The 23135-nt window shown below is 62.5% G+C and carries 19 protein-coding genes and 1 pseudogene; 14 read left to right on the forward strand and 6 right to left on the reverse strand.

All coding sequences use genetic code 11. The features are described 5' to 3' along the window. The first annotated feature begins 45 nt into the window (after positions 1-45). The 4 genes from ACJJVH_RS26170 to ACJJVH_RS26185 all read left to right on the forward strand — a co-directional run bounded on the left by ACJJVH_RS26170 (position 46) and on the right by ACJJVH_RS26185 (position 5236). Positions 46-765, forward strand: a complete 720-nt coding sequence (locus ACJJVH_RS26170) for a CDP-diacylglycerol diphosphatase (RefSeq protein WP_113357273.1) — start codon at positions 46-48, stop codon at positions 763-765. A 272-nt stretch (positions 766-1037) separates the two neighbouring features. Then, positions 1038-1499 (forward strand): (2Fe-2S)-binding protein, encoded by a 462-nt coding sequence (locus tag ACJJVH_RS26175; RefSeq protein ID WP_112798855.1) that lies wholly within the window; start codon positions 1038-1040, stop codon positions 1497-1499. Continuing rightward, positions 1496-3760 (forward strand): molybdopterin cofactor-binding domain-containing protein, encoded by a 2265-nt coding sequence (locus ACJJVH_RS26180; protein ID WP_412065538.1) that lies wholly within the window; start codon positions 1496-1498, stop codon positions 3758-3760. Before ACJJVH_RS26175 ends, ACJJVH_RS26180 begins: the two co-directional genes overlap by 4 nt. Before the next feature lie 126 nt (positions 3761-3886). Next, positions 3887-5236, forward strand: a complete 1350-nt coding sequence (locus ACJJVH_RS26185; RefSeq protein ID WP_113422503.1) for a cytochrome c — start codon at positions 3887-3889, stop codon at positions 5234-5236. A gap of 81 nt (positions 5237-5317) precedes the next feature. Here the strand turns inward: ACJJVH_RS26185 and ACJJVH_RS26190 are convergent, their stop codons facing one another. Both ACJJVH_RS26190 and ACJJVH_RS26195 read right to left on the reverse strand, forming a co-directional pair. Beyond that, positions 5318-6505: an arabinose transporter gene (locus tag ACJJVH_RS26190; RefSeq protein ID WP_113404534.1), complete on the reverse strand. Its 1188-nt coding sequence runs from the start codon at positions 6503-6505 to the stop codon at positions 5318-5320. Between the two features lie 182 nt (positions 6506-6687). Then, a pseudogene (locus ACJJVH_RS26195) lies at positions 6688-7228 on the reverse strand (TetR family transcriptional regulator); the annotation flags it as partial. Between the two features lie 604 nt (positions 7229-7832). On the opposite strand from ACJJVH_RS26195, the gene ACJJVH_RS26200 reads away from it, so the two are divergent. The 3 genes from ACJJVH_RS26200 to ACJJVH_RS26210 all read left to right on the forward strand — a co-directional run bounded on the left by ACJJVH_RS26200 (position 7833) and on the right by ACJJVH_RS26210 (position 11357). Beyond that, entirely contained in the window at positions 7833-8561 is a 729-nt protein-coding gene (locus tag ACJJVH_RS26200; protein WP_412065539.1) for an SDR family oxidoreductase, read from the forward strand. Positions 8562-8564: 3 nt separating this feature from the next. Further along, the gene (locus tag ACJJVH_RS26205) at positions 8565-10262 is read left to right on the forward strand and encodes a GMC family oxidoreductase N-terminal domain-containing protein (RefSeq protein ID WP_113357267.1); all 1698 of its coding nucleotides are present in this window, start codon (positions 8565-8567) and stop codon (positions 10260-10262) included. Positions 10263-10463: 201 nt separating this feature from the next. Beyond that, the gene (locus tag ACJJVH_RS26210; protein ID WP_412065540.1) at positions 10464-11357 is read left to right on the forward strand and encodes a hypothetical protein; all 894 of its coding nucleotides are present in this window, start codon (positions 10464-10466) and stop codon (positions 11355-11357) included. A 158-nt stretch (positions 11358-11515) separates the two neighbouring features. Here ACJJVH_RS26210 and ACJJVH_RS26215 read toward each other — a convergent pair whose 3' ends face one another. Together ACJJVH_RS26215 and ACJJVH_RS26220 are read right to left on the reverse strand one after the other, a co-directional pair. Further along, on the reverse strand, positions 11516-12673 hold the full coding sequence (locus ACJJVH_RS26215) for a patatin-like phospholipase family protein (RefSeq protein ID WP_412065541.1): 1158 nt from the start codon (positions 12671-12673) through the stop codon (positions 11516-11518). A 37-nt stretch (positions 12674-12710) separates the two neighbouring features. Next, a complete protein-coding gene (locus tag ACJJVH_RS26220) occupies positions 12711-13457 on the reverse strand; it encodes an acetoacetate decarboxylase (protein WP_412065542.1) in 747 nt (248 codons plus the stop codon). Between the two features lie 219 nt (positions 13458-13676). Here ACJJVH_RS26220 and ACJJVH_RS26225 point away from each other — a divergent pair, with 219 nt between their 5' ends. The 3 genes from ACJJVH_RS26225 (at position 13677) to ACJJVH_RS26235 (ending at position 16885) form a co-directional block, all read left to right on the forward strand. Then, on the forward strand, positions 13677-14465 hold the full coding sequence (locus ACJJVH_RS26225; protein WP_412065543.1) for a 3-hydroxybutyrate dehydrogenase: 789 nt from the start codon (positions 13677-13679) through the stop codon (positions 14463-14465). A gap of 96 nt (positions 14466-14561) precedes the next feature. Continuing rightward, on the forward strand, positions 14562-15476 hold the full coding sequence (ppk2, locus tag ACJJVH_RS26230) for a polyphosphate kinase 2 (protein ID WP_412065544.1): 915 nt from the start codon (positions 14562-14564) through the stop codon (positions 15474-15476). A gap of 125 nt (positions 15477-15601) precedes the next feature. Next, positions 15602-16885, forward strand: coding sequence for a cystathionine gamma-synthase family protein (locus ACJJVH_RS26235; protein WP_412065545.1), 1284 nt, complete (start codon positions 15602-15604; stop codon positions 16883-16885). A 20-nt stretch (positions 16886-16905) separates the two neighbouring features. Here ACJJVH_RS26235 and ACJJVH_RS26240 read toward each other — a convergent pair whose 3' ends face one another. Next, positions 16906-17763 carry a MurR/RpiR family transcriptional regulator gene (locus ACJJVH_RS26240; protein WP_112798874.1) on the reverse strand — a complete coding sequence of 286 codons (858 nt, stop codon included), beginning with the start codon at positions 17761-17763 and terminating at the stop codon, positions 16906-16908. Between the two features lie 54 nt (positions 17764-17817). Then, positions 17818-18861 (reverse strand): spermidine/putrescine ABC transporter substrate-binding protein, encoded by a 1044-nt coding sequence (locus ACJJVH_RS26245; RefSeq protein ID WP_113370543.1) that lies wholly within the window; start codon positions 18859-18861, stop codon positions 17818-17820. A gap of 164 nt (positions 18862-19025) precedes the next feature. Here ACJJVH_RS26245 and ACJJVH_RS26250 point away from each other — a divergent pair, with 164 nt between their 5' ends. From ACJJVH_RS26250 to ACJJVH_RS26265, 4 genes are read left to right on the forward strand one after another with little or no spacing between them, the layout of a single operon-like run. After that, positions 19026-20120 carry an ABC transporter ATP-binding protein gene (locus tag ACJJVH_RS26250; protein WP_412065546.1) on the forward strand — a complete coding sequence of 365 codons (1095 nt, stop codon included), beginning with the start codon at positions 19026-19028 and terminating at the stop codon, positions 20118-20120. After that, positions 20120-21019 carry an ABC transporter permease gene (locus tag ACJJVH_RS26255; RefSeq protein WP_112798880.1) on the forward strand — a complete coding sequence of 300 codons (900 nt, stop codon included), beginning with the start codon at positions 20120-20122 and terminating at the stop codon, positions 21017-21019. Before ACJJVH_RS26250 ends, ACJJVH_RS26255 begins: the two co-directional genes overlap by 1 nt. Before the next feature lie 10 nt (positions 21020-21029). Then, positions 21030-21860 (forward strand): ABC transporter permease, encoded by an 831-nt coding sequence (locus ACJJVH_RS26260; RefSeq protein WP_113357258.1) that lies wholly within the window; start codon positions 21030-21032, stop codon positions 21858-21860. A gap of 1 nt (position 21861) precedes the next feature. Then, a complete protein-coding gene (locus ACJJVH_RS26265; protein WP_412065547.1) occupies positions 21862-22992 on the forward strand; it encodes a P1 family peptidase in 1131 nt (376 codons plus the stop codon). Positions 22993-23135: the final 143 nt, after the last annotated feature.

Here is a 23135-nt window from a genome sequence, read left to right on the forward strand (position 1 = left end):
GGACTTTCGAAGAGCCGGATCGTTTGAACCAGGGAATTTCATGCCATGACAATCTCGCGCCGCGTCACGGCTCTCGCCGCCTCCTTCCTTCCCCTTCTTTTTGCTCCGGCCTTTGCCGACTCCGACGTGCTGTGGAAAATCGTGCATGAAAAATGCGTCGTGCAGACCGCGCCGTGCCTTTCGGTCAATGAGGCCGAACATTACGCCGTGCTGAAGGATCTGCGAGGCGTTGCGCAAGTCCTCCTCATTCCCACCGACAAGATCACCGGCATGGAGAGCCCGGCGCTTCTCGATCCGTCAACGCATAATTTCCTCGCCGATGCCTGGGCCGAGCGGGCCGACGTCAATGCCCGGCTGCCGCGCCCGGTCCCGCGTGACGGTCTGAGCCTCGCCATCAACGCGCTCCGGGCCCGCACGCAAAACCAGCTGCATATCCATATCGATTGCCTCAGCGCGGATGCCCGGGCCATCCTGAAAGCCGATGCCGACAAGATCGGCGCGGATTGGGCGCCCCTTCCCGACACCATTGCCGGGCACAAATTCTCGGCAATCCGCGTCAAGGGCGAGACGCTGGGCGATTTCAATCCGGTCCTGGCACTCGCCAAGACGCTGAAGGATCCGGCAAAGGAAATGGGCGATCACAATCTCGTGGTGGCCGGCGCCAATTTCGCCGACGGCCCCGGCTTCATCGTGCTGACGGATATTGCCACGCTTGGCATGGGCGGCGAGGATGTGCAGGACCACAGCTGCGCGATCATGCATTGAAAACAACAGGATACCGACCCGGAAGGGCACGGAGCCACGCTCGACGGCGAGACACGGTGCCCGCATCCGCGAAAGCGCGCCACGGCTCTGCGAACGCAACTTCTGACCGTTATCACGATTCACATTCCAATCTTTTTGGCGAAGAGAATTCGGTGCTATAGTTCCGGCTTGTGAGCCTGAACTGTGTGTCGTCCGCTTGTCGGGAAACCAGATCGTCGCATAGTAGTGCCCGGCATCGACGGCTCGCGATCGAAAGCCTCAGGAGGCGCTTCATGAATCTTCAAATCAACAGCCAGTCCTACCAGATCACCTCCGACGGAGACACGCCGCTCCTTTGGATCATTCGTGACGAACTGGGCATGACCGGCACGAAATACGGCTGTGGACTGGCGCAATGCGGCGCCTGTTCGGTCCTCATCGACGGGGAGGTCGTTCGCTCCTGCGTCACGCCGGTCGACAGCGTCGCCGGCCGTCAGGTCACGACGATCGAGGCGATCGAGAAGGACCCGATCGGCAAGCGGGTGGTCGCCGCCTGGGTCAAGCATCAGGTCCCGCAATGCGGTTACTGTCAATCGGGGCAGGTCGTGGCGGCGACCGCGCTCCTGAAACAAACGCCCAACCCCTCCGACGACGAGATCGCCGCGGCGATGATCAATCTCTGTCGATGCGGAACCTACAACGCCATCAAGGCGGCGGTTCAGGACCTCTCCTCGAAAGAAGGAGAAGCGCTATGACGGAGTCCAGCCGCAATCTCGTTCCCAAAGACGAATTTCCGACCGGATCTCCGGTCAATATCTCGCGCCGGCACTTTCTCCTGACCTCCGCGGGTGCCGCAGCCGGCGCGTTCGTCCTTGGCTTCGGCGTTCCGGTCGGCCCGGCGCGCGCCCAGCAGGCCGCAGCCGCCATGCCGCCCGGCACGCGCGTTCCCGCATTTCTCGAAATCCGTCCCGATGGCACCATCCGTTTCATGAGCCCCTTCGTCGAAGGCGGTCAGGGCGTCTTCACGGCAATGGCCCAGATCGTCGGTGAAGAACTCGATGCCGATCCGCAAACCTTCGTCGTCGAAAACGCGCCGACCGGCAGCGACTATCTGGTCGTGCACGGCAAGATGCGCATCACCGGCGGCAGCATGTCGGTGCGCACGAGCTACGAGACCATGCGCCGGCTCGGCGCCCTGGCGCGCAACATGATCCTGCAGGCCGCCGCCAGCCGCCTGAACGCGCCCATCACCGAACTGACGACCGAGCCCGGCCGTGTGCTCCATGCCGCATCAGGGAGAAGTCTTGCTTATGGCGACGTCGCCGCCGAGGCGCTGGATCTACCGGTTCCGGCGCCTGAGAGCGTGACGCTCAGGGACCCGAGCACCTTCCGCTGGATCGGCAAGCCGGTCGAACGGCTGGACGTCTACAACAAGTCGACGGGCAAGGCGGTCTACGCGATAGATTGCAAGGTGGACGGCATGCTGCACGCCGCCGTCCAGCACGCCCCGCGACTTGGGCTGATCATCGCTCGCATCCGCAACGAGGATCAGCTTCGCGCCATGCCCGGCGTCCATTCCGTCCACAGCCTGCCGGGCGCCGTCGCCGTCGTTGCGGAACGGTGGTGGAACGCCAAGCGCGCGGCCGAGGCGGCGCAGGTCGATTGGCGGGAGCCGGGCGCCGACGCCAATCCGGCCCTTCGCCTCATGCCGGCCGACTTTTCGACCGTTGCCTTCAGCGAGCGGCTCGCGAACGAGCCCGGCCCAGGCACGGATGCGGAAAAAAAGGGCGACGCCGCCGGCGCGTTCGCCAGCGCCAAGACCATCGTCTCCGCAACCTACAAGAGCCAATATGTGCATCACGCGCAGCTTGAGCCGCCGTCCACCCTGGCGCGGTTCAACGCGGACGGCAGCCTGGAAGTCTGGATGCCCAACCAGGCGCCCGAGCAATTCCAGGCCGATATTGCCAAGCTTACCGGCCTCGATGCATCGAAGATCACGGTGCATAGTCCATTACTCGGCGGCTTCTTCGGACGTCACTTTCTCTATCCTTCCGCCAATCCCTACCCACAGGCCATCCGGCTTGCCAAGGAGGTCGGGCGTCCGATCAAGCTCATCTGGAGCCGCGAGGAGGAGTTTCTGCGCGACCCGCTGCGCCCGATGGCTGCGGTGCGATTCCGCGGCGCGCTCGATGCCGATGGCATGCCGGTTGCGCTTGAGGCGATTAGCGCCTGCGAAGGGCCGACCGAAGGCGTTTACGGCCATAAGGAGAACTCGCTGGACCCGACCGCGCTCGAGGGCCTGACGGGCAAATCCTATGCCATCCCCAACCGCCGCATCGCCCAGATCTATGTGAAGAACCCGACGATGCTCGCCTATTGGCGCTCCGTCGGTAATTCCATGAACGACTTCTTCTACGAAACGTTCCTGGACGAATTGGCCGACAAAGGCGGCCAGGACCCCTACGAGCTACGCACCAGGCTTTTGCAGGGCAACGAGCGGCTGAGCAATCTCTTGAAAGCGGTCGGCGATCTCTCCGGCGGCTGGAAGCGAGGCCCCTTCACGGCAGACGACGGTTCGCGGCGTGCGCGGGGGGTGGCGATGGCCTCTCCCTTCGGCAGCCACACGGCGGCGATCGCCGAAGTCTCCATCCGCGGGGGGCAGGTCGTCGTACACGACGTCTGGGAAGCGATCGATCCCGGCAGCATCGTCAATCCGGCGATCATCGAAGCCCAGATCAATTCGGCGACCGCTCTCGGATTGTCGCAGGTGCTGATGGAGGAAGCCGTCTACAAGAACGGCGAGCCGGTGGCGCGCAACTACGATCTCTACCCGATCCTGCCGCCCGACCGCATGGCCCGTGTGCATGTCCGCATCGTCGAAAGCGGTGCCGAGATGGGCGGCATCGGCGAACCGGGGCTTCCCGCCATTCCGCCGGCGGTCGCCAATGCGGTTTCCACGCTGGCCGGCAAGCGGATACGCAGCATGCCACTCTCCAACTACACCTTTGAAAGCTGAGACGCGGCTGACGCTGCGTCAGGCACGATTCCGGCTCTCGGCCCTTCCCTGCTCCGAGAGCCGGCGTAGCAGGCTTCTTCGATAGCCGCGTGCGAAATCCCGAAGCAAAGGCGTGAGGGCTCACCCTTGAAGAAATTTCTTCTGGTTCTTCTTTTGATTGTCGTGCTTGTTGCCGGCGGCATCGCGTGGTTCGCAACCCGCAAGCCGGTATCGCCCTTCGACAACGTCGCTGCGATGCAGGCGCCCTCCGAGGAGCTGTTGCAGCGCGGCGAATATGTCGCGCGCCTCGGCGATTGCGTGGCCTGCCACAGCACACCGAAAAGCGCCCCTTTTGCCGGCGGGCTGGAGATGGGAACGCCGCTCGGCTCGATCTTCACCACCAACATCACCCCGGACAAGGAAACCGGCATCGGCGCCTATACGCTCGCCGATTTCGACCGCGCCGTCCGTCAGGGCGTCGCCCGCGACGGACATCGCCTTTATCCGGCGATGCCCTATCCGTCCTATGTCAAGATGAGCGACGACGATATCCGCGCGCTCTACGCCTATTTCACCGGCAGGGTCGAAGCCGTACGGCAGCCGAACAAGCCCTCCGGCATCGAATGGCCGCTGAACATGCGCTGGCCGCTGGCGCTGTGGAATGCGGTCTTCACCGAAGGCGGAACCTACGAGCAGAAAGCCGCCGGCGACGATCGATGGAACCGGGGCGCCTATCTCGTTCAAGGCCCGGGACATTGCGGCAGCTGCCACACGCCGCGCTCGATCACCATGGCGGAAAAGGCGCTCGACGAGAGCAGCCCGCTCTATCTTTCCGGCGCTCTTCTCGACGGCTGGTATGCGCCGAGCCTGCGTGGCGATCCCAATACCGGCCTCGGCCGCTGGACCGAGGACGATATCCATGCCTTCCTCAAGAACGGCCGGAACGGCCACGCCGTCGTCTTCGGCTCCATGGCGGATGCCTTCAACAACTCGACCCAGTTCATGACCGATGACGATCTGAAGGCCATCAGCCACTATCTGAAGTTGCTGCCGGGCGATCCCGCGCGTGACGGCACGCCCTGGCAATATGACGAGGGCGCCGCCCGGAATGTTGCGCTTCCCGCACGCGAACAGATTCCGGGCGCGCAGACATTCATGGCGAAATGCAGCTTCTGTCACGGCGCCGATGGCCGCGGAAAGCAGCAATGGATTCCGCCGCTGGCCGGCTCCGCGGCATCGCTCGCAAAGGAAAACGCATCGCAGATCAATGTGACCCTCAACGGTTCCGGCCGCATCGTGGCAGACGGCATTCCGGACGCCTATCGCATGCCGCCGTTCCGGCAGCAGCTCTCGGACCAGCAGATCGCCGACGTCCTGACGTTCGTCCGTTCGTCCTGGGGAAACCGCGGCGGATCTGTTACCGCCGACGAGGTGAAATCCTTGCGCCAGCACACGGATCCGGCAAGCAGCAGCCCCATCATATTGCAGATGCGTTAATTGCTTGCAGCGCCAAGCGTTATCGGCGCGGATCGGAGCACGGCTGGCCGGTCCCCCGCGGGGCGGAGGACCATTGTGCCTTCAGCCGAACGCGGCGGCACGCATCCTGCGAAGCGAAAGCGCGATCAAAAGCCCGACGACCGCCGTGATGGTCCCCGCCAGGAACACGCTGCCGTAACCCGCCTTGTCGGCGAGCAAGCCGGCCAGGGGTCCGGTCAGCCCGTAGGCCAGATCCTGAAAGGCCGAAAAGCCGCCGAGCGCCGTTCCACGCAGATGCGGCTCCACCAGGCGAACGACCTCCCGGCCCATGGCCGGAAAGATCATCGAGCATCCGAGCCCGGTCAGGAATGCACCGACCAGGGCCAAAACCGGATCGTTTGCATTCCAGATCAGGAATTGACCGATCGCCTCGACGGCAAGCGACATGGCCGCGACCTGCAGGCCGCCGATACGATCCGGCAAATGACCGAAGAGCACGCGCACCAGCACGAACCCGCCGCCGAAGGCGGTCAGGCCCAGCCCGGCATAACCCCAGCCGCGGTCGTGGAAGTAAAGCGTGAAAAAGGCGCCGATTGCGGCAAAGCCTATGCCCTGAAGGCAAACGATGGAGCCATGCAGCCATATCCGGTTGATGACGCTCCATAGCGGCGGCCGCTCCGCGCCGGGATGAGGAGCGACACCGGGGATGCGCAAGATCGCCAGCAAGCCGAGGCAGGGGAGAGCGGCACTGATGCTCATCGCGCCGGCAAAGCCGAACCGGTCGAACAATGCCAGCCCAATGGGGCCGCCGACCGCAAGCGCGCCATAGATCGCGGCCCCGACCAGGGCAAGCACCCTGCCCGAACGCGCGGGACCGACGACGCCTATGCCCCATGCGATCACGCCGACGGCGACCAGGCTTTCGCCCAGGCCAAGAAAGAGGCGCCCCGCAAGCAGAAGGAGAAATGACGGCACCGATGCGCCGGCGAACAGACCGGCGACCAGCGATATCGTGGCACCGGCGATGTAAAACACCAGCCCGCGGACGACCGCGAGCTTGGGACCGCGATGATCCGAAAGGCCGCCGGCATAGCCGCGCGTCAGAATGGTTGCGAGAAAGGCGATGCCGACGCCGAGCCCGGCCCAGACGTTGCCGAGCTTCAACTGCTCGGTCACATAGATCGGCACGATGGGAAACGACATGCCGACACAAAGATAGGAAATGAAGAGAATGGCGCTGAGCAGCAAAAGCCGGCCGCGCGCCGGATCAGGTGTCGATTGAAAAGCCATGATGGTCTCCAAGGCTTTCCTCGATGGCGAAGGCATAAAAAAACGCACTCCGACCGACGAGGATCGTTGAGTGCGTTGCTTGACGTCAAACGCTTACGGCCAGCGGGACTGGCTGGCCTTTCAATAGGCGCTGGCTGGATATGAGTCAACTGGCGGACGACCAAGCAGCCGATACATGCCTTTCAGCGAAGCCGGAGGTTTTCGAGATAGGCGCAGAGCATGTCCGCCATGGCCTCTCCATAGGTTTCGATTTCCTGCGTCGTTCGCGGACTTTCCGAAAACTGCTTTCCTACTGCACCAAGCGTGGCCGTGACCAGGTCCGTTGCCAGGGCGACGGTTGGCTCGCTGCCCCCCGGCAGGACCTCGCGCATGAACATATGCAGGACCCGGTCCCCGGATGACTTTATCTCCTGCGCCGCGGGCGCGTCGCGGTAAAGCGGCGCCGCGTCGCTGAGCGCGACGCGCATGGCGGCCTCTTCGCATTCGGAGCGGAGGAACGCCAGAACCAGCGTCCGCAGCCGTTCCAATGGCGGCTTCGCCCCGTCTTGAAGGATGTCGTGCAGCAGATCGGACGTCTGCCGCCATTCGTCACTCTGGAGACGGAAGAGAATAGACGCCTTGTTGGGAAAATATTGATAGACGGAGCCGACGCTGACATCCGCCCTTTCGGCGACGCGCGCCTTCCTTGGCCAGTACCTGCGCGGCCGCACTCAGGATGGCCGATCGGGGCCGGTGCCCGTCATGCGGCCGTTTGAATGACCCTGAACTGCGAGCGCCTGTAGAAAGCCAGCATTTCGCGCTCAAAACTATCCACGGCATGCACGGCCCACGGTTCATAATGTCCCTTGCGGGACCGCGCCCTGCGTCGACAGTTCATGTCGAGCATGCCGCGCAATGCCCAATCTACCAACCCCATCCCATCACTCTCACCCTGCCGGGCTTTCACCATCCACCGGCGGCTTCAGCCGCGTCATGCGGCATGGCCAACGCTAGATAGCTAACTCCGGATCGAAAGAAAGGTGAAGAAACGTTGTATTAACGGTTTGTAACATGCGTTTGGTCGGCACCGTCGCATTCCAGCGACACCGCGCAGATCTGATGCGCTTTCAATAACCCTTGCAGGCCAAATCAATGCTTTCCGGAAAAGGAGCCGGACGGACGGACGCGCGGAGACACATCCTCCTCGCTTGTGCGCCACAGCCGGTATACCGACGCCTCGGCCGTGAAATTTACGTGGGAAGAGATTTTTTATTGACGGGTAGAAGCGGCCTACCTAGGCTCCTTGTTGGCGGAGGCTTTCCAAGGATCCGCCGACGGGGAGGACATCTTGGGACAGAAACTTGCAGGCAAGGTCGCACTGGTCACGGGGGCAAGCTCCGGCATCGGGCGCGCGACCGCATTGGCTCTCGCCGAAGAGGGTGTGAAGTTGGCACTCGTCGGCCGTTCCGCCGAAAGGCTGAAGGCGGTAGCCGGGAAGACAGGCGGCGACGTGCTGGTATTGCCGGCAGATCTCACCGAGCCGGGCACGGTCAAAAGCGTCGTCGATGCCACGATACAGCGCTTCGGCCGGATCGATATTCTGCTGCCCAACGCCGGCCTCTACATTCCCGGCGATGTCGCCGAAGGCGATCCCGACGCCTGGGACGAGCTCATTGCCATCAATGTCAATTCGGTCTTCCGGCTGGCCCGCGCCGTACTGCCGGGCATGATTGCTCGAGGCGGCGGCCAGATCGTCGTGACGTCCTCCGTTGCGGGACATCAGGCCATTCATTGGGAGCCGATCTATTCGGCATCCAAACATGCGATCCAGGCTTTCGTGCATGGGCTGCGGCGGCAAACCATGAAGCAAAATATCCGCGTCGGCTCCGTGGCGCCCGGCGTCGTGCTGAACGAGCTCTGGGGTTATACCGACCCTGCCGCCATCGATGCCAAGGTCGAGGCACGCGAGGGTCTGCGATCGGAGGACGTCGCCGACGCGGTGCTCTTCATGCTGACGCGGCCGGCCAACGTCACCATCCGCGATCTCGTGATCCTGCCGCAGATTCAGGATATCTGAGCCTTGCCCGAATTCGACTACATCATCGTCGGTGGCGGTGCGGCCGGCTGTGTGCTGGCAAATCGCCTGAGCGAAGATCCGGCCAAGCGCGTGTGCCTGGTCGAAGCCGGCATGGATCGCAACGCCCGCAAGGCCATCGTGCGCATTCCGCTGGCCATGGTCACTTTCATGGCGCCGGCGCTCGCCTTTCTCGGCGGCCCGAAATTCATGTCCTGGTTCGAGACCGAGCCGGAGCCGGGCCTGCAGGGCCGCTCCATAGCCTTGCCGCGCGGCAAGGGAACCGGAGGCTCGACGAATGTCAACGGCCAGATCTTCATGCGCGGCCAGCGCGAGGATTTCGACCATTGGCGCGACCTCGGGAATCCCGGCTGGGGTTACGACGATCTGCTGCCCTATTTCCGCAAGCTGGAGCGGTTCGAGATTCTGGCGGAACCCGGCTCGGCCAGGCACATCCGCTTCGGCGGCAAACCGCTCGAAAAGCAGATCGACCCGGCCTATCACGGCACGAACGGGCCGCTGAACGTTGCGCCGCTGCGCAGCGTCAACCCGATGGCGGAGGTGTTCCTGGACGCCGCGCAGCAGGCCGGCCATGCCTTGAATGCGGATTTCAACGGCGTGCGCCAGAACGGCGTCGGCCTCTACACCTTTACCCAGAAGAACGGCGAGCGCGTCACGGCCGAGGGCGCTTATCTCGACCCCGTACGACATCGGCCCAATCTCACGGTGATGAGCGAGACCGAGGTCACGCGCATCGTGTTCGACGGTCGCAAAGCGACCGGCATCGCCTTCCGAAGGGATGGACGAAGCGGAACGCTCGACGCCCGCGAAATCATTCTCTCGGCGGGCTCGTTCGTATCGCCGCACCTGCTCATGCTGTCGGGCGTCGGCAATGCCAAAGACCTCGCGCGCCACGGCATCGCGGTCGTTGCCGACCTGCCGGGCGTGGGCGAAAACCTTCAGGATCATCTCGACGTCACGATCGAATATCGCGCCAAGTCCATCGCGCCCTATGGCATCTCCTGGCGAGCCCTGCCGCGCAATGCCGGTCATGTGCTCAACTGGATCTTCAACAGGCGCGGGCTGTTTTCCTCGACCACGGGCGAAGGCGGCGGATTTATTTCGACCGACCCGACAAGCGACCGGCCCGATATCCAGCTCTTCTTCTGCACCGGCCGAGCCAACACGCAGGCCGCCTCGGGCTTTACCGGACATGGCTTCCTGATGCACGTCTGCCAGCTCCGGCCGGGCAGCATCGGCCGCGTCGCCCTGAAGAGCGCCGACCCCGGCGACAAGCCCACGATCCTCTATAATTTCTTTCGCGGCGACAGCACCATGGAAGCGCTGCGCAAGGGTATTCGGCTGGCGCGGAAGATTACCGCCCAAGCTCCCTTTGCGCCGCATCTCGAGGCCGAGATCGACCCAGGCCCGGATGTCGAAAGCGACGGCGCCCTCGACGCCTTCATTCGAGAGCGCGTCGGCACGCTGTTTCATCCGGTCGGCACCTGCGCGATGGGGCACGGCGACCGTGCCGTCGTCGATCCCGCGACCATGCGGGTGCATGGCGTGGACGGCCTGCGCGTCGTCGATGCCTCCATCATGCCGAGCATCGTTTCGGCCAACACGGTCGCGGCAACCTATTGCCTGGCCGAGAAGGCCGCCGACCTGATCCGCGCCACCGACAAGGCCGGCGCTAAAGCCTAGAATGGCTCAGTTTTCATGAAATCGCGGAACCGCTCTATCTTTTTGGTTTGACGCGTTTGCGGAGGGAAAGCCGCCGCCTCGCCGGAATGTAACGCCGACAAGCCGATTACGGGAGAGTCAAACCTTGACATGCGCGGCGCAGCCACAAACATGGCGCGGCTCGTATTTGCCAATCGACTCAAACAGGTAGTCCTGAAAAAGATGCGTTTCTCTCTCCTCCTGCCGCTGCTCGTGTCCTTCGCTCCCCTGTCCGCCGCCGCAGCCGGAACGCCATGTGCCGACCTTGTCGAGGGCAGCGCCGTCCTTCAGCATGCCGATGGCTTTGCCATTTCCCAGCTGCATGACGGCTGCGCCGTCTCGAACGCGATTTTCAAATCCGATGGCAGAATGGCGTGGACCTTCGATCGTGCCGAATTCAAGGGGGACGGCTTGGTCGACTTCCTCAAATCCATATCGAGCAAGCCCGATCGCCTGCCCAGCTGGGGCCGGATCTCCGTCGAGGGCGCGCGCTTCACGCCGATGATGGACAATGCCTTCGCCAACTATATCGCGACCGTTCAGCAATGGCCGATGGATATGTCCGGCTCCTTCCGTTTCGATCGCAAGGACGGCTATCTGGACATTCAGGAGCTGGAGCTCACCAATTTGCGCCTCGGCAAAGTCTCGCTCTCGGCCGAGCTGAGTCTTCCGAAAGATGCCGACATTTCCAGGCTGGCGCAGGACGGGTCCATCGGCCTGTCCCGTTTGCGCTTCCGCCTCGATAATCTGGGTCTGTTCGAGGGCATGGCCGTGCCGTCGCTCGCCGCGTTCATCCAGCAGATGACGGGCTCGGACGACCCCGCCCAGGGCATCGGCCAGCTGCGCGATACGGCGGTAGCGGCGCTGCAGGCCCTGCCCGACAGCCGGATCGATGCGGAATCGAAGAAGGCGCTGCTGCGCTTCGTGCAGGACCTGCCTCACCCGACCGGCTTCTTCACGCTCGACCTTGCCTTCGACAAGCCGTTGACGGTCGACACTCTCGATTTCAACGGCGCGCAGCTTGCTCAGGCTGCCCTGGCAACCGCGAAGCTCTCGGTCAGCTACAAGGCCCGTTGAGCAAGCCGGCGCGGATGCGGCACCTGAATGTGCGGCAACCGCGCCAACAGGCAGTCCGCCCACATTGGCTCAAGCAGGGCTGATATCGATCGGTCGCTTGAGAAGCCGCCCTCTCATCGCACAAGAGACGCAAGGGCCGCCGGAACCCGCCTGCGGCCTCAGACCGGATCTTCGCGGTGCAGGTCGTGAATGGCGACGGCATCGTCGGTGAAGGGCGGCAGCAGCCATTCGGTGTGACGCAGCGTGCGCTTGGTGTCCTCCAGCCCCATATCCCAGTGCTCGCGCATCGAGGTGCCTGAGAACTCGTAGTCCTTGGCATGGCCTTCATAGTTCTTGTGCTGATAGATCAGGTGCACGATGTTGACGACTCCGGCGTCGGAATAGTCCGTGATCAGCTCTTCCTCTTCGGGTGTCAGCTGCTCCTTGGGAACACGCTTCAGCGCGCCCAGCAATTTCATCTTCAGTCCGTGAATGCGCTTGAAATTGTCGGTATTCTGCCGCGTGCGGCTCGAATACATGATGTCCTTGTGGCGGGAGAGGACGTCGGGCATGCTGCGCGGCAGCACGCCACGGGCGCTGAACAGATCCACCTGGAACACAAGCGAGCTGCGGTCTTCTTCCTGATCGAGCAGATATTGCAGCGGCGTGTTGGAGACGATGCCGCCGTCCCAGTAATATTCGCCTTCGATGCGGATCGACGGCAGGGCCGGAGGCAGGGCGCCGCTTGCCATGATGTGCTCGGGGCCGATGCGGATATTATCGGTGTCGAAATAGACGAAGTTGCCGGTGCGGACATTCACCGCGCCGACGCTGAAGCGCTTCTTGCCGTCGTTCAGCACATCGAAGTCGATCAGCATCTCCAGCGTCTTCTTCAGCTCGGCGGAATCGTAGAAACTGGTCGCACCCTCGGCGCCCGGCAGCTCGAACCATGGATTGGGAAAGCGCGGCTTGAAGAAGCCGGGCTGGCCCATCGTCATGGTCATCCACGAGCTGGTACGGTTGCGGATATCGCGGAAGAAATCGCCTTCCGGCGTATAGGCCCAGATCTTGCGGCCGGAGATGATCTGCCAGAACTGCTCCAGACGCTGCAGGCGCCTGCCCGGATCGTTACCGGCGATGATGGCGGCGTTGACCGCGCCGATCGAGACGCCCGAAAGCCACGTCGGCTCGCATCCCGTTTCGGCAAGCGCCTGGTAGACGCCGGCCTGATAGGCGCCGAGCGCGCCGCCACCCTGGAATACGAGGGCAACCCGATCATATTGAGCGGCGATTTCCGGGATGGTCGGCGCTGCGGCCTTGGTATTTCGTTCGAGCACGATCCGTCTCCAGCAAGGTTAACGATAAGGCTTTCGATTACCTGCGCTCGGCGAGGTAGTCGTGAACGACTTCGCCCAGCCCGAGCGTCAGGTCGGCGGTGAAATGAACGGCCGAGACCACGTCGAGAACCGGCAGCCGCGCGACATCGGCCATGACGTGCGGCCTGAGATCCAGGGCAGCGGGAGAGGTCCAGGCCTCCTTGATGGCGATATCGGTCAGGTAGTAGCGCACCAGTTCGCAGATGCGTGGGCTGGCGTCGACATGCGGCACGATCTTGATCAGGAAATTGGGTTCGGACAGGGCGGCCAGAAGCGGCGCCTGCTCGACCGGCTTGTGCTTGTAGCCCATCGTGCCCGTGGCGCAGAGAACGCTGCCGTAATGCAGCGTGCCGACGATGACCTCGCCTTCGTTGACGATCTTCGGATTGGCGAGCTTTTTGGGAAAGCCCCAGATCTCGCGGCCGCCGGTGATCGGCGCATCGTCGTCCAGGTACATGGAATGGACATAGCCGCCGCGCTGGTCGCGATAGCTGACCGGGATGACCTGTCCGGTCTCGGTGTAGTCGCCGAAGCCTGTGGAATCCGGCATGCGGATGAATTCGTATTTCACCAGCGGCTCGTCGATTTCGAGCGGCTCGGGCACCACGGCCTCCAGGGCTTCGCGGGTCGTGCGGTAGGTGATGATGATGTATTCGCGATCGAAGAACCTGTAGGGGCCGGGGGGATAGGAAGGATTGGTCAGCGGCATCGCATAGGCATGCTTGAGAATGTCTTCGACCTTCATCGTATTGTCCGTCGTTGGAGGAAATCGCCGGGTGCCGGAGCGGAAACTTGCACGCTTGCATGACAATGAAGTGTCAGGTGGAAGTGTGGGGTGCCAGCGCGGAGCGGCGGAAGGCCACACAGGCACTGTTATCAAAGCGACATATGAGGCTGGCAGTGTGCGCCCTTATCGGCATTTTCCTTTATTCAACCATACCATAGGGATTGCGGGAGTAGCAGAATGGGTTCGTTGACTTCGAAGAATGCGCTGGTCACCGGTTCCACGAGCGGTATCGGGCTTGCGATTGCGCGCGCCTTCGCCGCCGAGGGTGCGAATGTCACCATCAACGGCCTTGGCGATGCCGATGCGATCGAAAAGGAACGGACCGCCATCGAAGCCGATTTCGGCGTGAAGTGCCGCTACTCCGGCGCCAACATGATGAATGGCGAGGAAGTCACCGCGATGGTGCGTGAAGCCGAGGGCGCTTTCGGCAGCCTCGATGTCCTGGTCAACAACGCCGGCATCCAGTTCGTCGCCCCGATCGAGGAATTCCCCGACGACAAGTGGGAAGCGATCATCCGCATCAACCTTCTCGCCGCCTTCTATGCCATCAAGGCCGCCATTCCCGGCATGAAGGCGCGCAAATGGGGCCGCATCATCAACACTTCCTCGGCGCATGCGCTCGTCGCCTCGCCGTTCAAGTCGGCCTATGTCTCGGCCAAGCATGGCATTACCGGCCTGACCAAGACCATCGCTCTCGAAGCCGCGCGCGACGGCGTCACCGTCAACTCCATCGCGCCCGGCTATGTCTGGACGCCGCTGGTCGAAAAGCAGATCCCAGAGACCATGAGGGCCCGCAACATGACGGAAGAGCAGGTCAAGCACGACGTACTGCTTGCCGCCCAGCCGACGAAGGAATTCGTGACCGTCGACGAGGTCGCCGCCATCGCCGTTTTCCTGTGCGGCGACGCCGCCAAGCAGATTACCGGCACGACACTTTCCGTCGACGGCGGCTGGACCGCCGAGTAAGCCGAAGCCATAGCCGGCGCATGTTCGAACGGCGGTGCCGGTCTCTGTGGTCGAACACCACAGCATCAACATGGAAAACAGAGCAGGAGGCGCATAATGACCGATGATACCCAGGATCCGCTCAACCGCATCAAGGCCGAGATCGTCGACAGCTTCGACGAAGAGCTGGAGATGCAGCTCGAAGAGGATCGGCTGGACGAGTTGGTCGCCGAAGGCATGATCGAGACTGCCGGACCGTCGCTCGAGCGCAAGCTCTACTTCCGCGAGCTCTTCCGCCTTCAGCACGAACTCGTCCGCCTGCAGGACTGGGTGCAATACAAAAAGCTCAAGGTCGTCGTCTTGTTCGAGGGCCGCGATTCCGCCGGCAAGGGCGGCGCCATCAAGCGCGTGACGCAACGCCTCAACCCGCGCGTCTGCCGCGTCGTCGCCCTGCCTGCGCCGACCGAGCGCGAGCGGCATCAATGGTATTTCCAGCGCTACACCGCCCATCTGCCGACCGCGGGCGAAATGGTGCTGTTCGACCGCAGCTGGTACAACCGCGCCGGTGTGGAGCGCGTCATGGGCTTCTGCTCGCCCGAAGAGCTGGAAGAATTCTTCCGTTCCGTGCCGGATTTCGAGCGCATGCTGGTTCGCTCCGGCATCATCCTGCTCAAATACTGGTTCTCCATCACCGATGAAGAGCAGGAATTCCGCTTCAACATGCGCATTCAGGACCCGTTGAAGCAGTGGAAGCTGTCGCCGATGGACCTGCAGAGCCGCGTCCACTGGGAGGAATACACCAAGGCCAAGGAAGAGATGCTGGAGCGCACCCACATTCCGGAAGCGCCGTGGTGGGTGGTTCAGGCGGTCGACAAGAAGAAGGCGCGCCTCAACTGCATCGCCCATCTTTTGAACCAGATTCCCTACGAGACCGTGCCGAAGCCGGAAATCATCCTGCCGGAGCGCCTCCGCCACGAGGATTACCACCGCACGCCCGTACCGCCGGAAATGTACGTTCCGGAAATCTACTGACGTAGTCGACGGGACGGGCTCGCCCGTGCGGGCCCGTCTTCCGCCGAAGACTATGGCGGGCCAGTCCCCTCAAGTGATGATATGATACGATCGTGAAATTCGTGTCGTCGGCTGAGGAGACCGTCATGACTGCGCCGCATCCCTCAAAAACCCATATCGGCAACCACGCCCTGCATCCTGAAACCCAGATGCTGAATTACGGCTACGACCCGGAGCTGTCCGAGGGCGCGGTCAAGCCTCCGGTTTTCCTCACCTCCACCTTCGTCTTCAAGTCGGCCGAGGACGGGCGCGATTTCTTCAATTACATATCCGGCCGCAACGAGCCCCCTGCAGGCCGGGGCGTCGGCCTCGTCTACTCGCGCTTCAACCATCCCAACAGCGAAATCGTCGAGGACCGTCTTGCCGTCTACGAAAGGACGGAAAGCGGCGCGCTGTTCTCCTCGGGCATGTCGGCGATCGCCACCACCCTTCTGACTTTCGTGCGCCCGGGCGATACGATCCTGCATTCCCAGCCGCTCTATGGCGGCACGGAAACGCTCATCGCCAAGACATTCCTCAATATGGGCGTATCCGCCGTCGGATTTGCCGACGGCGTCAACGAGGTCTCGGTGATGTCCAGCGCCGAGGAGGCGATGGCAAAAGGCCGCGTATCGGTCATTTTCGTGGAAACCCCGGCCAATCCGACGAACAGCCTGGTCGATATCGCCATGATCCGCCGCGTTGCCGACGCGATCGGCAGGAAGCAGGGCCATACGCCGATCATCGCATGCGACAATACCCTGCTCGGCCCGATCTTCCAGCGGCCGATCGAGCATGGGGCGGATATCTCGCTTTATTCGCTGACCAAATATGTCGGCGGCCATTCCGATCTGATCGCAGGCGCCGCACTCGGCTCGAAAGCCGTCGTCAGGCAGGTCAAGGCGTTGCGCGGCGCGATCGGCACGCAGCTCGACCCGCATTCCTGCTGGATGCTCGGCCGCTCGCTGGAAACGCTGCAGCTCCGCATGGAGCGGGCAAACAGCAACGCCCGGGCGGTGGCCGATTTCCTGCGCGATCACCCGAAGGTCGAGCAGATTCACTATCTGCCCTACACGGACCCGAACTCACCAACGGGCCGCACCTTCGCCGCCCAGTGCAGCGGCGCAGGCTCCACCTTCTCTTTCGATATCAAAGGCGGACAGCCGGCATCGTTCAAGTTCCTGAACGCGCTGCAGCTCTTCAAGCTCGCCGTCAGCCTCGGCGGCACGGAATCGCTCGCCTCCCATCCCGCAACAACGACGCATTCCGGCGTTCCCATGGACGTCCGCCACCGCATCGGCGTGCTGGAATCCACGATCCGCCTGTCGATCGGCATCGAACATCCGGACGATCTCATCGCCGACCTCGCGGCCGCCCTCGACAGCGCTTGATGAAGCCCAGCCGCCTCGGCTCAGCTTTCGAAATCGCCGAAGACATCCTGCAATCGTGTCAGAAGCTCGACGCGCTCGTCCACCTTGCCACGCAGAAGGACGATCATATTGCTCAGAAGAAGGTCCATGACCGCGGTCATCGTCGCGGCACCGTCCCAAAGCGGGCCGTGCGAGCCGGGTATGACGAGCGAGATATCCGATACCTCCTCCGCCCAGGGGCAGAACTCGTCCGTCAGCAGGATGACCTTGACGCCGGCGCGACGCGCCTCCTCGGCCAATGGCCGGGCTTTGGACGCGAAGCGCCGCACATCGTGAAGAAACAAGACGCGGCCGTCGACGGAACCGTCGAGCAGTTCGGAATAGGTGCCGTTCAGGCCATCCATGAAGGCGACCCGCGGTCGGGTATAGGAGAGCTGGGCGGCGAAATATTGCGCGATGCCCCGCACATTCTGATAGGCGGCGACATAGACCTCGCTGGCTGAAATCAACGCATCGATGGTCTGCTGCCATTGCGGCGCCGTCGTCAGCTCGTAAATCATGCCGAGATTGTCGACCTGCTGCTGCAAAAGGCCGGCAAGGAATTTGCCATCGCGCAAATCCTCCTGGAAGCGGTCCATGGACCCCTTGATCTGCCAGGCCGGATTGGAACGGCTGCCACGGCGCAGCGCCGCCTTCAGCTCATCGAGGCCGTCGAAGCCAAGCCGCCGCAGATAGCGGCCGACGGTCATCTGCGAAATCTCGAGCCTGGCTGCTATGGATTTCGCCGTCTCGAAGGGAAGTTCGGCGATGTTGCGCTCGATATAGCTGGCAATCAGCTTGTCGGATTTCGACTTGCGCATGTCCGCGCTCTGCACGAGCTTCAGTATCTGCTTCGACAATCTTTCCTCCGGGGAAGCTCCGCCCGGAACCGGGCGGAGTCTCGTTTCGCGATATTACTGCGCAGTCTTGACTTTCGTCCATGCGCGATCGAACTGGCGCAGGCCGCCGCCGAGATCCTGAAAAATCTGCAAACGCTTCATGGTCTCGTCTGTCGGATTGATTTCCTTGCTATTCTTGATGTTTTCCGGCGTCAATTGCCGGGCCGGAACGTTGGGCGTGCCGTTCGTCTGCTGCGAGACGTTGAGGGCTGCGATATCCGGGCGCGTATAGAATTGCTGGAACTTGATGGCATTGGCCTTGTTGGGAGCCGTCTTCAGCACGCACATGTCTTCCTGGTACATGGTCGCCCCCTCTTCGGGAATGACATAGCCGAGATCCTTCGGATTACCGAAAACGTTGATCATCGAGCCGACGAAGAAGTGCGCGGCGGCAATATCGCCGGATTCGACCATCGGGCGGGAATCATAGGTGAAAGCCGCAACATAGGGCTTCATGTCGATGATCGTATCCGCCGCCTGCGAGAGCTCTTCCGGATTGGTCGAATTGACGGAATGGCCGTTGAGCATCAGGCCGACGCCCAGCACCTCGCGCATGTCGTCGAGCAGCGTGAACTTCAGGTGCTTGGCCTTGACCGTCGCGACCAGATCCTTCCAGCCGGTGATGTCCTTGCCGAGGACCTTGCGGTTGTAGAGAATGCCGACGGTGCCGAAGGCGTAGGGCAGGCAGTATTCGCCCTTCGGATCGCTCTTGGCGCGCAGGAAGCGCGGATCGATGTTCTTGAAACCCTCATAGCTGTCGATATCGGTCTTCTCGAGCAGGTTGAGCTTGGCCATGATGTCCTGCATGTGCACGGACGGGAAAACGATATCGTAGCCCGTCGCGCCGCCCTGGATCTTGGCCAGCATTTCCTCGTTCGAGGAGTAGGTCGAGAGATTGACCTTGATCTTGGTTTCCTCCTCGAATTTCTGGAGGACGGCCGGATTGATGTATTCGCCCCAGTTGTAGATATTGAGCTCATCGGCAAGCACAGCGCTGGGCAGCAATGCGGTGAGCGCAAAGAGACCCAGGCGCCGGAAAACGCCTTTCAAAATCGTCATTTCTGTTCCCCTTGGTAGGATTATTATCCCTTCGGCGCGCTTGGCTCGGCCTTTGGTGGAAGCTGTAACCGACCGCGTTGAGGGCGTTGACTTCGACGAAAAAATGATATCAACATATCGAAATCACGCAAGAGTTAATTTAATAACATTTCGGGGAACGACGAATGCGAGATGCGATCGTGCGGCTGGCCTCAGCCGCAAAGGCCTTTTCGACTCCCGAGGGTCGGCAGGTGAAAGCGCTTGACGGCATCGATCTTGAGATCGGCCGCAACGAATTCATTACACTCCTCGGTCCATCCGGCTGCGGCAAGACCACGCTGCTGCAGGCAATCAGCGGTTTTGTCGAACTCGATGCGGGCCGCATCAACATCGACGGAGAGGACATGACGGACCGGCCGCCCTATCGCCGCCCCGTCAACACCGTCTTCCAGAACTACGCGTTGTTCCCGCATATGAGCGTCGGCGAGAACACGGGCTATGCCTTGGAGGCAGCCGGTATCGGAAAACCAGAGCGCGTCGAACGCGTGCGGGCAATGCTGAAGATGGTCGGGCTGGAAGGCATGGAGGGCCGCCTGCCGCGGCAATTGTCAGGCGGCCAGCAGCAGCGCGTGGCGCTTGCCCGCGCCATCGTCGCACGCCCGAAGGTGCTTTTGCTCGACGAACCGCTGTCGGCGCTGGATCGCCATCTGCGCGAGACGATGCAGCTCGAGCTTAAAAACCTGCAGCACGAACTCGGCATCACCTTCATCTTCGTGACGCATGACCAGCAGGAAGCCTTGACGATGTCCGATCGCGTCGCGGTGCTCGCCGAGGGGCGCATCCAGCAGCTCGATACGCCGCGGCAGATCTACGATCATCCGGCCAATACCTTCGTGGCAAGCTTCATCGGCGCCAGCAACCTGTTCGAAGGCAGCAGCGACGGCCAGAACCTCGTCACCGGCGAAGGCACGGAGATCAGGCATGCCCCGACGACGGAGGCCGCAGGCAGAGGACATGCCGTCGCGCTGATCCGCCCGGAGAACTTCTTTCTCGCCACGTCTGCCGACACCTGCCCGGCCATCGACGTCACGGTGGAACAGATCGTCTATGTCGGCTCGTCCTTCGAGGTCTTCGGCCGGACGACGGGCGGCCGCAGGCTCATGGCCCAGATCCCGGCATCGCAGCGCGGCGCAATAGGCCTGCTCGCTGCAGGCCAATCGGCACGCTGGCATTACGATCCGGCAAGCGTGCACCTGATCGCGGCGAAGGAGGCAGCCTGATGAATATCGCCGCACGCCGGCGCCTCCAGCTCGGGCTGTTGCTCGGGCCGGTGACGCTGTTCCTGCTCGTCTTCTTTCTCATTCCGCTCGGAATCATGGTGGTGACGAGCTTCCTGACGCCGGGCCTCTACGGCGGCGTCGAATGGAGCTTCTATCCCGACAATTTCGGCCGCATCCTCGGCTTTGCCAACCCGGAATTCGAGGAATACGATCCGGTCTATATCGGCATCTTTCTCCGCTCGATCCGGATTGCGGCGATGACGGTGGGAGCGACGCTGCTCGTCTGCTATCCCGCCGCCTTCTACATCAGCCGCCTGCCCGACAGATGGAAGAATTTCTGCCTCTTCCTGATCACGCTGCCGTTCTTTTCCAGCCTCATCGTCCGGCTGTTCGTCTGGGTGATGATCCTGCGCCCGACCGGGCTGGTCAACAATGCGCTGATGGCGACCGGCGTGATCTCGGCACCGCTGGAGATGATCTATACGGATGGCGCGATCATACTCGGCATGGTCTATGTCTTCATCCCGTTCATGTTCATGCCGATCTATGCCAGCATCGAGAAGCTCGACTGGCGGCTCGTGCAGGCGTCGCTGGATCTCGGCGCCGGCCCGATCCGGACGTTCCTGCGCATCATCCTGCCGCTGACGGCACCCGGGATCGCCGGCGGCTCGATCATCGTCTTCATCCCCGCGCTCGGCAATTTCGTGGTGCCTGCGGTGCTTGGCGGCGCCAAGGTGATGATGCTCGGAAACCTCATCGAAGGGCAGTTCCTCTCGGCGCGCAACTGGCCGTTCGGCTCGGCGCTCGCCATGATGGTCATGGCCGTGATGCTGGTCCTGCTCCTTGTCTATGTCATCCTGTCCGGGCGCCGCAACGCGTCCGCTGCGTTGACGGCTTGAGGAGGATCCCATGAAGATCGCTCGCACCCTGTTTACCGGCGGCCTGGCATTTTACACCCTGCTGTTCTTCGCCTTCATCTATATTCCGCTCGTGCTGATCGCCGTCTATTCGTTCAATGCCAATCCGGTCAACATGATGAGCTGGAGCGGCTTCACCATGGATTGGTATGCCCAGGTCTTCGGCTTCAAGACGGCAGTTTCGGAAAACGCGCTCTATATCGAATCGACCGACCAGCTGATCGCCGCCGTCCTCAACAGCCTGAAGATCGCCTTGGCGACGACCGTGATTTCGACGCTGCTCGGCACCGCCATGGCGATTGCGCTCCACCGCTTCAATTTCTTCGGCAAGCGCTTCTATCAGGTCGCCATGTTCATGCCGATGCTGATGCCGGACATCGTTCTCGGCATCGCGCTTCTGATCTTCTTCGTGAGCTCAGGCATCCAGCTCGGCCTGATGACCATCATCATCGGTCAATGTACCTTCCTCACCTCCTATGTGTTCATCGTCGTATCGGCGCGTCTTGCCGGCATGGACCGGACGCTGGAGAACGCCTCGGCCGATCTCGGCGCCAATGAGTGGATGACCTTCCGCCGCGTGGTACTGCCGCAGCTGATGCCCGGCATACTCGGCGGCGCGCTGCTCGCCTTCATCATCTCGATGGATGACCTGGTGATTACCTATTTCATCGCCGGCGTCGACGTGACGACCTTGCCGATGTTCATCTTCGCCATGCTCCGTCGCGGCATCAAACCGGAGATCAATGCGATCGCGGTGATGATGCTGACCTTCTCCTTCCTCGTGGCCTCGCTCGGCCTTTACCTTCGCTCCCGGCAGAAATGACATGACAATAAAAGCAAGCTCCCGCAAACAGCGCGGCCGCCAGCTCGGCCTTCCCTTCACCGGCCGCACCGGCACGAACAACGCCATCACCGATGTCGCCGGCATCGGCGTCGGCTTCCGCACGATCATCGAAAACGAGCCGCGCCCCGGCCGCAAGCGCCCGACGCGGACCGGCGTGACCGCCATCCTGCCGCATATGGATTCCGAAACGCCCGTCCCCGTCTATGCCGGCGTCCATCGCTTCAACGGCAATGGCGAGATGACCGGCACGCACTGGATCGAGGATGGCGGTTACTTCCTCGGTCCTGTTGTCATCACCAATACGCACGGCGTCGGCATGGCGCATCACGCTACGGTCAAATGGATGATCGACCGCTATGCCTCGACCTACCAGACCGACGACTTCCTCTGGATCATGCCCGTCATCGCCGAGACCTATGACGGCGCATTGAACGACATCAACGGACTGCATGTCAGCGAGGCAGACGTGCGCGCGGCCCTCGACGGCATTGCCGCCGGGCCGGTTCAGGAGGGCAATTGCGGCGGCGGCACCGGCATGATCACCTACGGCTTCAAGGGTGGAACGGGCACATCCTCCCGCATCGTCGAGTTCGACGGCCGCGCCTATACGATCGGCACGCTGGTGCAGGCCAATCACGGCCAGCGCGACTGGCTGACGATTTCGGGCGTGCCGGTCGGCCGGCATATGCGCGACGGCACGCCGCAGAGCCAATTGCAGGAGCGCGGCTCCATTATCGTGGTCATCGCCACCGACCTGCCGCTCGCGCCGCATCAGCTCAAGCGCCTTGCCCGACGCGCCGCCATCGGTATCGGCCGCAACGGCACGCCCGGCGGCAACAATTCCGGCGATATCTTCCTGGCATTTTCGACGGCGAACGCCCACCCGATGGCGCACAGGGCCAGCGGACACCTGCCGCTGCAGATCGTCAACGACGAGCCCCTCGACCCGGTCTATCTGGCTGCCGTCGACAGCGTCGAGGAAGCCGTCGTCAACGCCATGCTGGCAGCCGAGGACATGGGCGGAACGCCCTATGACCGCTTCCGGATTCAGGCCATTTCCCATGACCGGCTCGCCGAACTGATCCGGCAATATGGGCGAATGGAAACGTAAGGCACCCTTGCCGGTGTGATCGGGCTGAAGGACAAGCCGCCCGCCTCGCGGGTACTGCTCGCACGCGGGCGGCTTGGCACCCGAACATGCTTGATGGCTCGACAACCGTCTCCTGCAAAAGCACCCGCAGCCAGTCGGGAAGG

The organism is Rhizobium sp. SYY.PMSO, assembly GCF_046840415.1.
GTDB lineage: Bacteria > Pseudomonadota > Alphaproteobacteria > Rhizobiales > Rhizobiaceae > Rhizobium.

Coding starts and splice junctions, on each gene's coding strand:
- ACJJVH_RS26170 (WP_113357273.1), top strand. CDS start 46: ATGACAATCTCGCGCCGCGTCACGGCTCTCGCCGCCTCCTTCCTTCCC.
- ACJJVH_RS26175 (WP_112798855.1), top strand. CDS start 1,038: ATGAATCTTCAAATCAACAGCCAGTCCTACCAGATCACCTCCGACGGA.
- ACJJVH_RS26180 (WP_412065538.1), top strand. CDS start 1,496: ATGACGGAGTCCAGCCGCAATCTCGTTCCCAAAGACGAATTTCCGACC.
- ACJJVH_RS26190 (WP_113404534.1), bottom strand. CDS start 6,505: ATGGCTTTTCAATCGACACCTGATCCGGCGCGCGGCCGGCTTTTGCTG.
- ACJJVH_RS26210 (WP_412065540.1), top strand. CDS start 10,464: ATGCGTTTCTCTCTCCTCCTGCCGCTGCTCGTGTCCTTCGCTCCCCTG.
- ACJJVH_RS26220 (WP_412065542.1), bottom strand. CDS start 13,457: ATGAAGGTCGAAGACATTCTCAAGCATGCCTATGCGATGCCGCTGACC.
- ACJJVH_RS26225 (WP_412065543.1), top strand. CDS start 13,677: ATGGGTTCGTTGACTTCGAAGAATGCGCTGGTCACCGGTTCCACGAGC.
- ppk2 (WP_412065544.1), top strand. CDS start 14,562: ATGACCGATGATACCCAGGATCCGCTCAACCGCATCAAGGCCGAGATC.
- ACJJVH_RS26235 (WP_412065545.1), top strand. CDS start 15,602: ATGACTGCGCCGCATCCCTCAAAAACCCATATCGGCAACCACGCCCTG.
- ACJJVH_RS26245 (WP_113370543.1), bottom strand. CDS start 18,861: ATGACGATTTTGAAAGGCGTTTTCCGGCGCCTGGGTCTCTTTGCGCTC.
- ACJJVH_RS26250 (WP_412065546.1), top strand. CDS start 19,026: ATGCGAGATGCGATCGTGCGGCTGGCCTCAGCCGCAAAGGCCTTTTCG.
- ACJJVH_RS26255 (WP_112798880.1), top strand. CDS start 20,120: ATGAATATCGCCGCACGCCGGCGCCTCCAGCTCGGGCTGTTGCTCGGG.
- ACJJVH_RS26260 (WP_113357258.1), top strand. CDS start 21,030: ATGAAGATCGCTCGCACCCTGTTTACCGGCGGCCTGGCATTTTACACC.
- ACJJVH_RS26265 (WP_412065547.1), top strand. CDS start 21,862: ATGACAATAAAAGCAAGCTCCCGCAAACAGCGCGGCCGCCAGCTCGGC.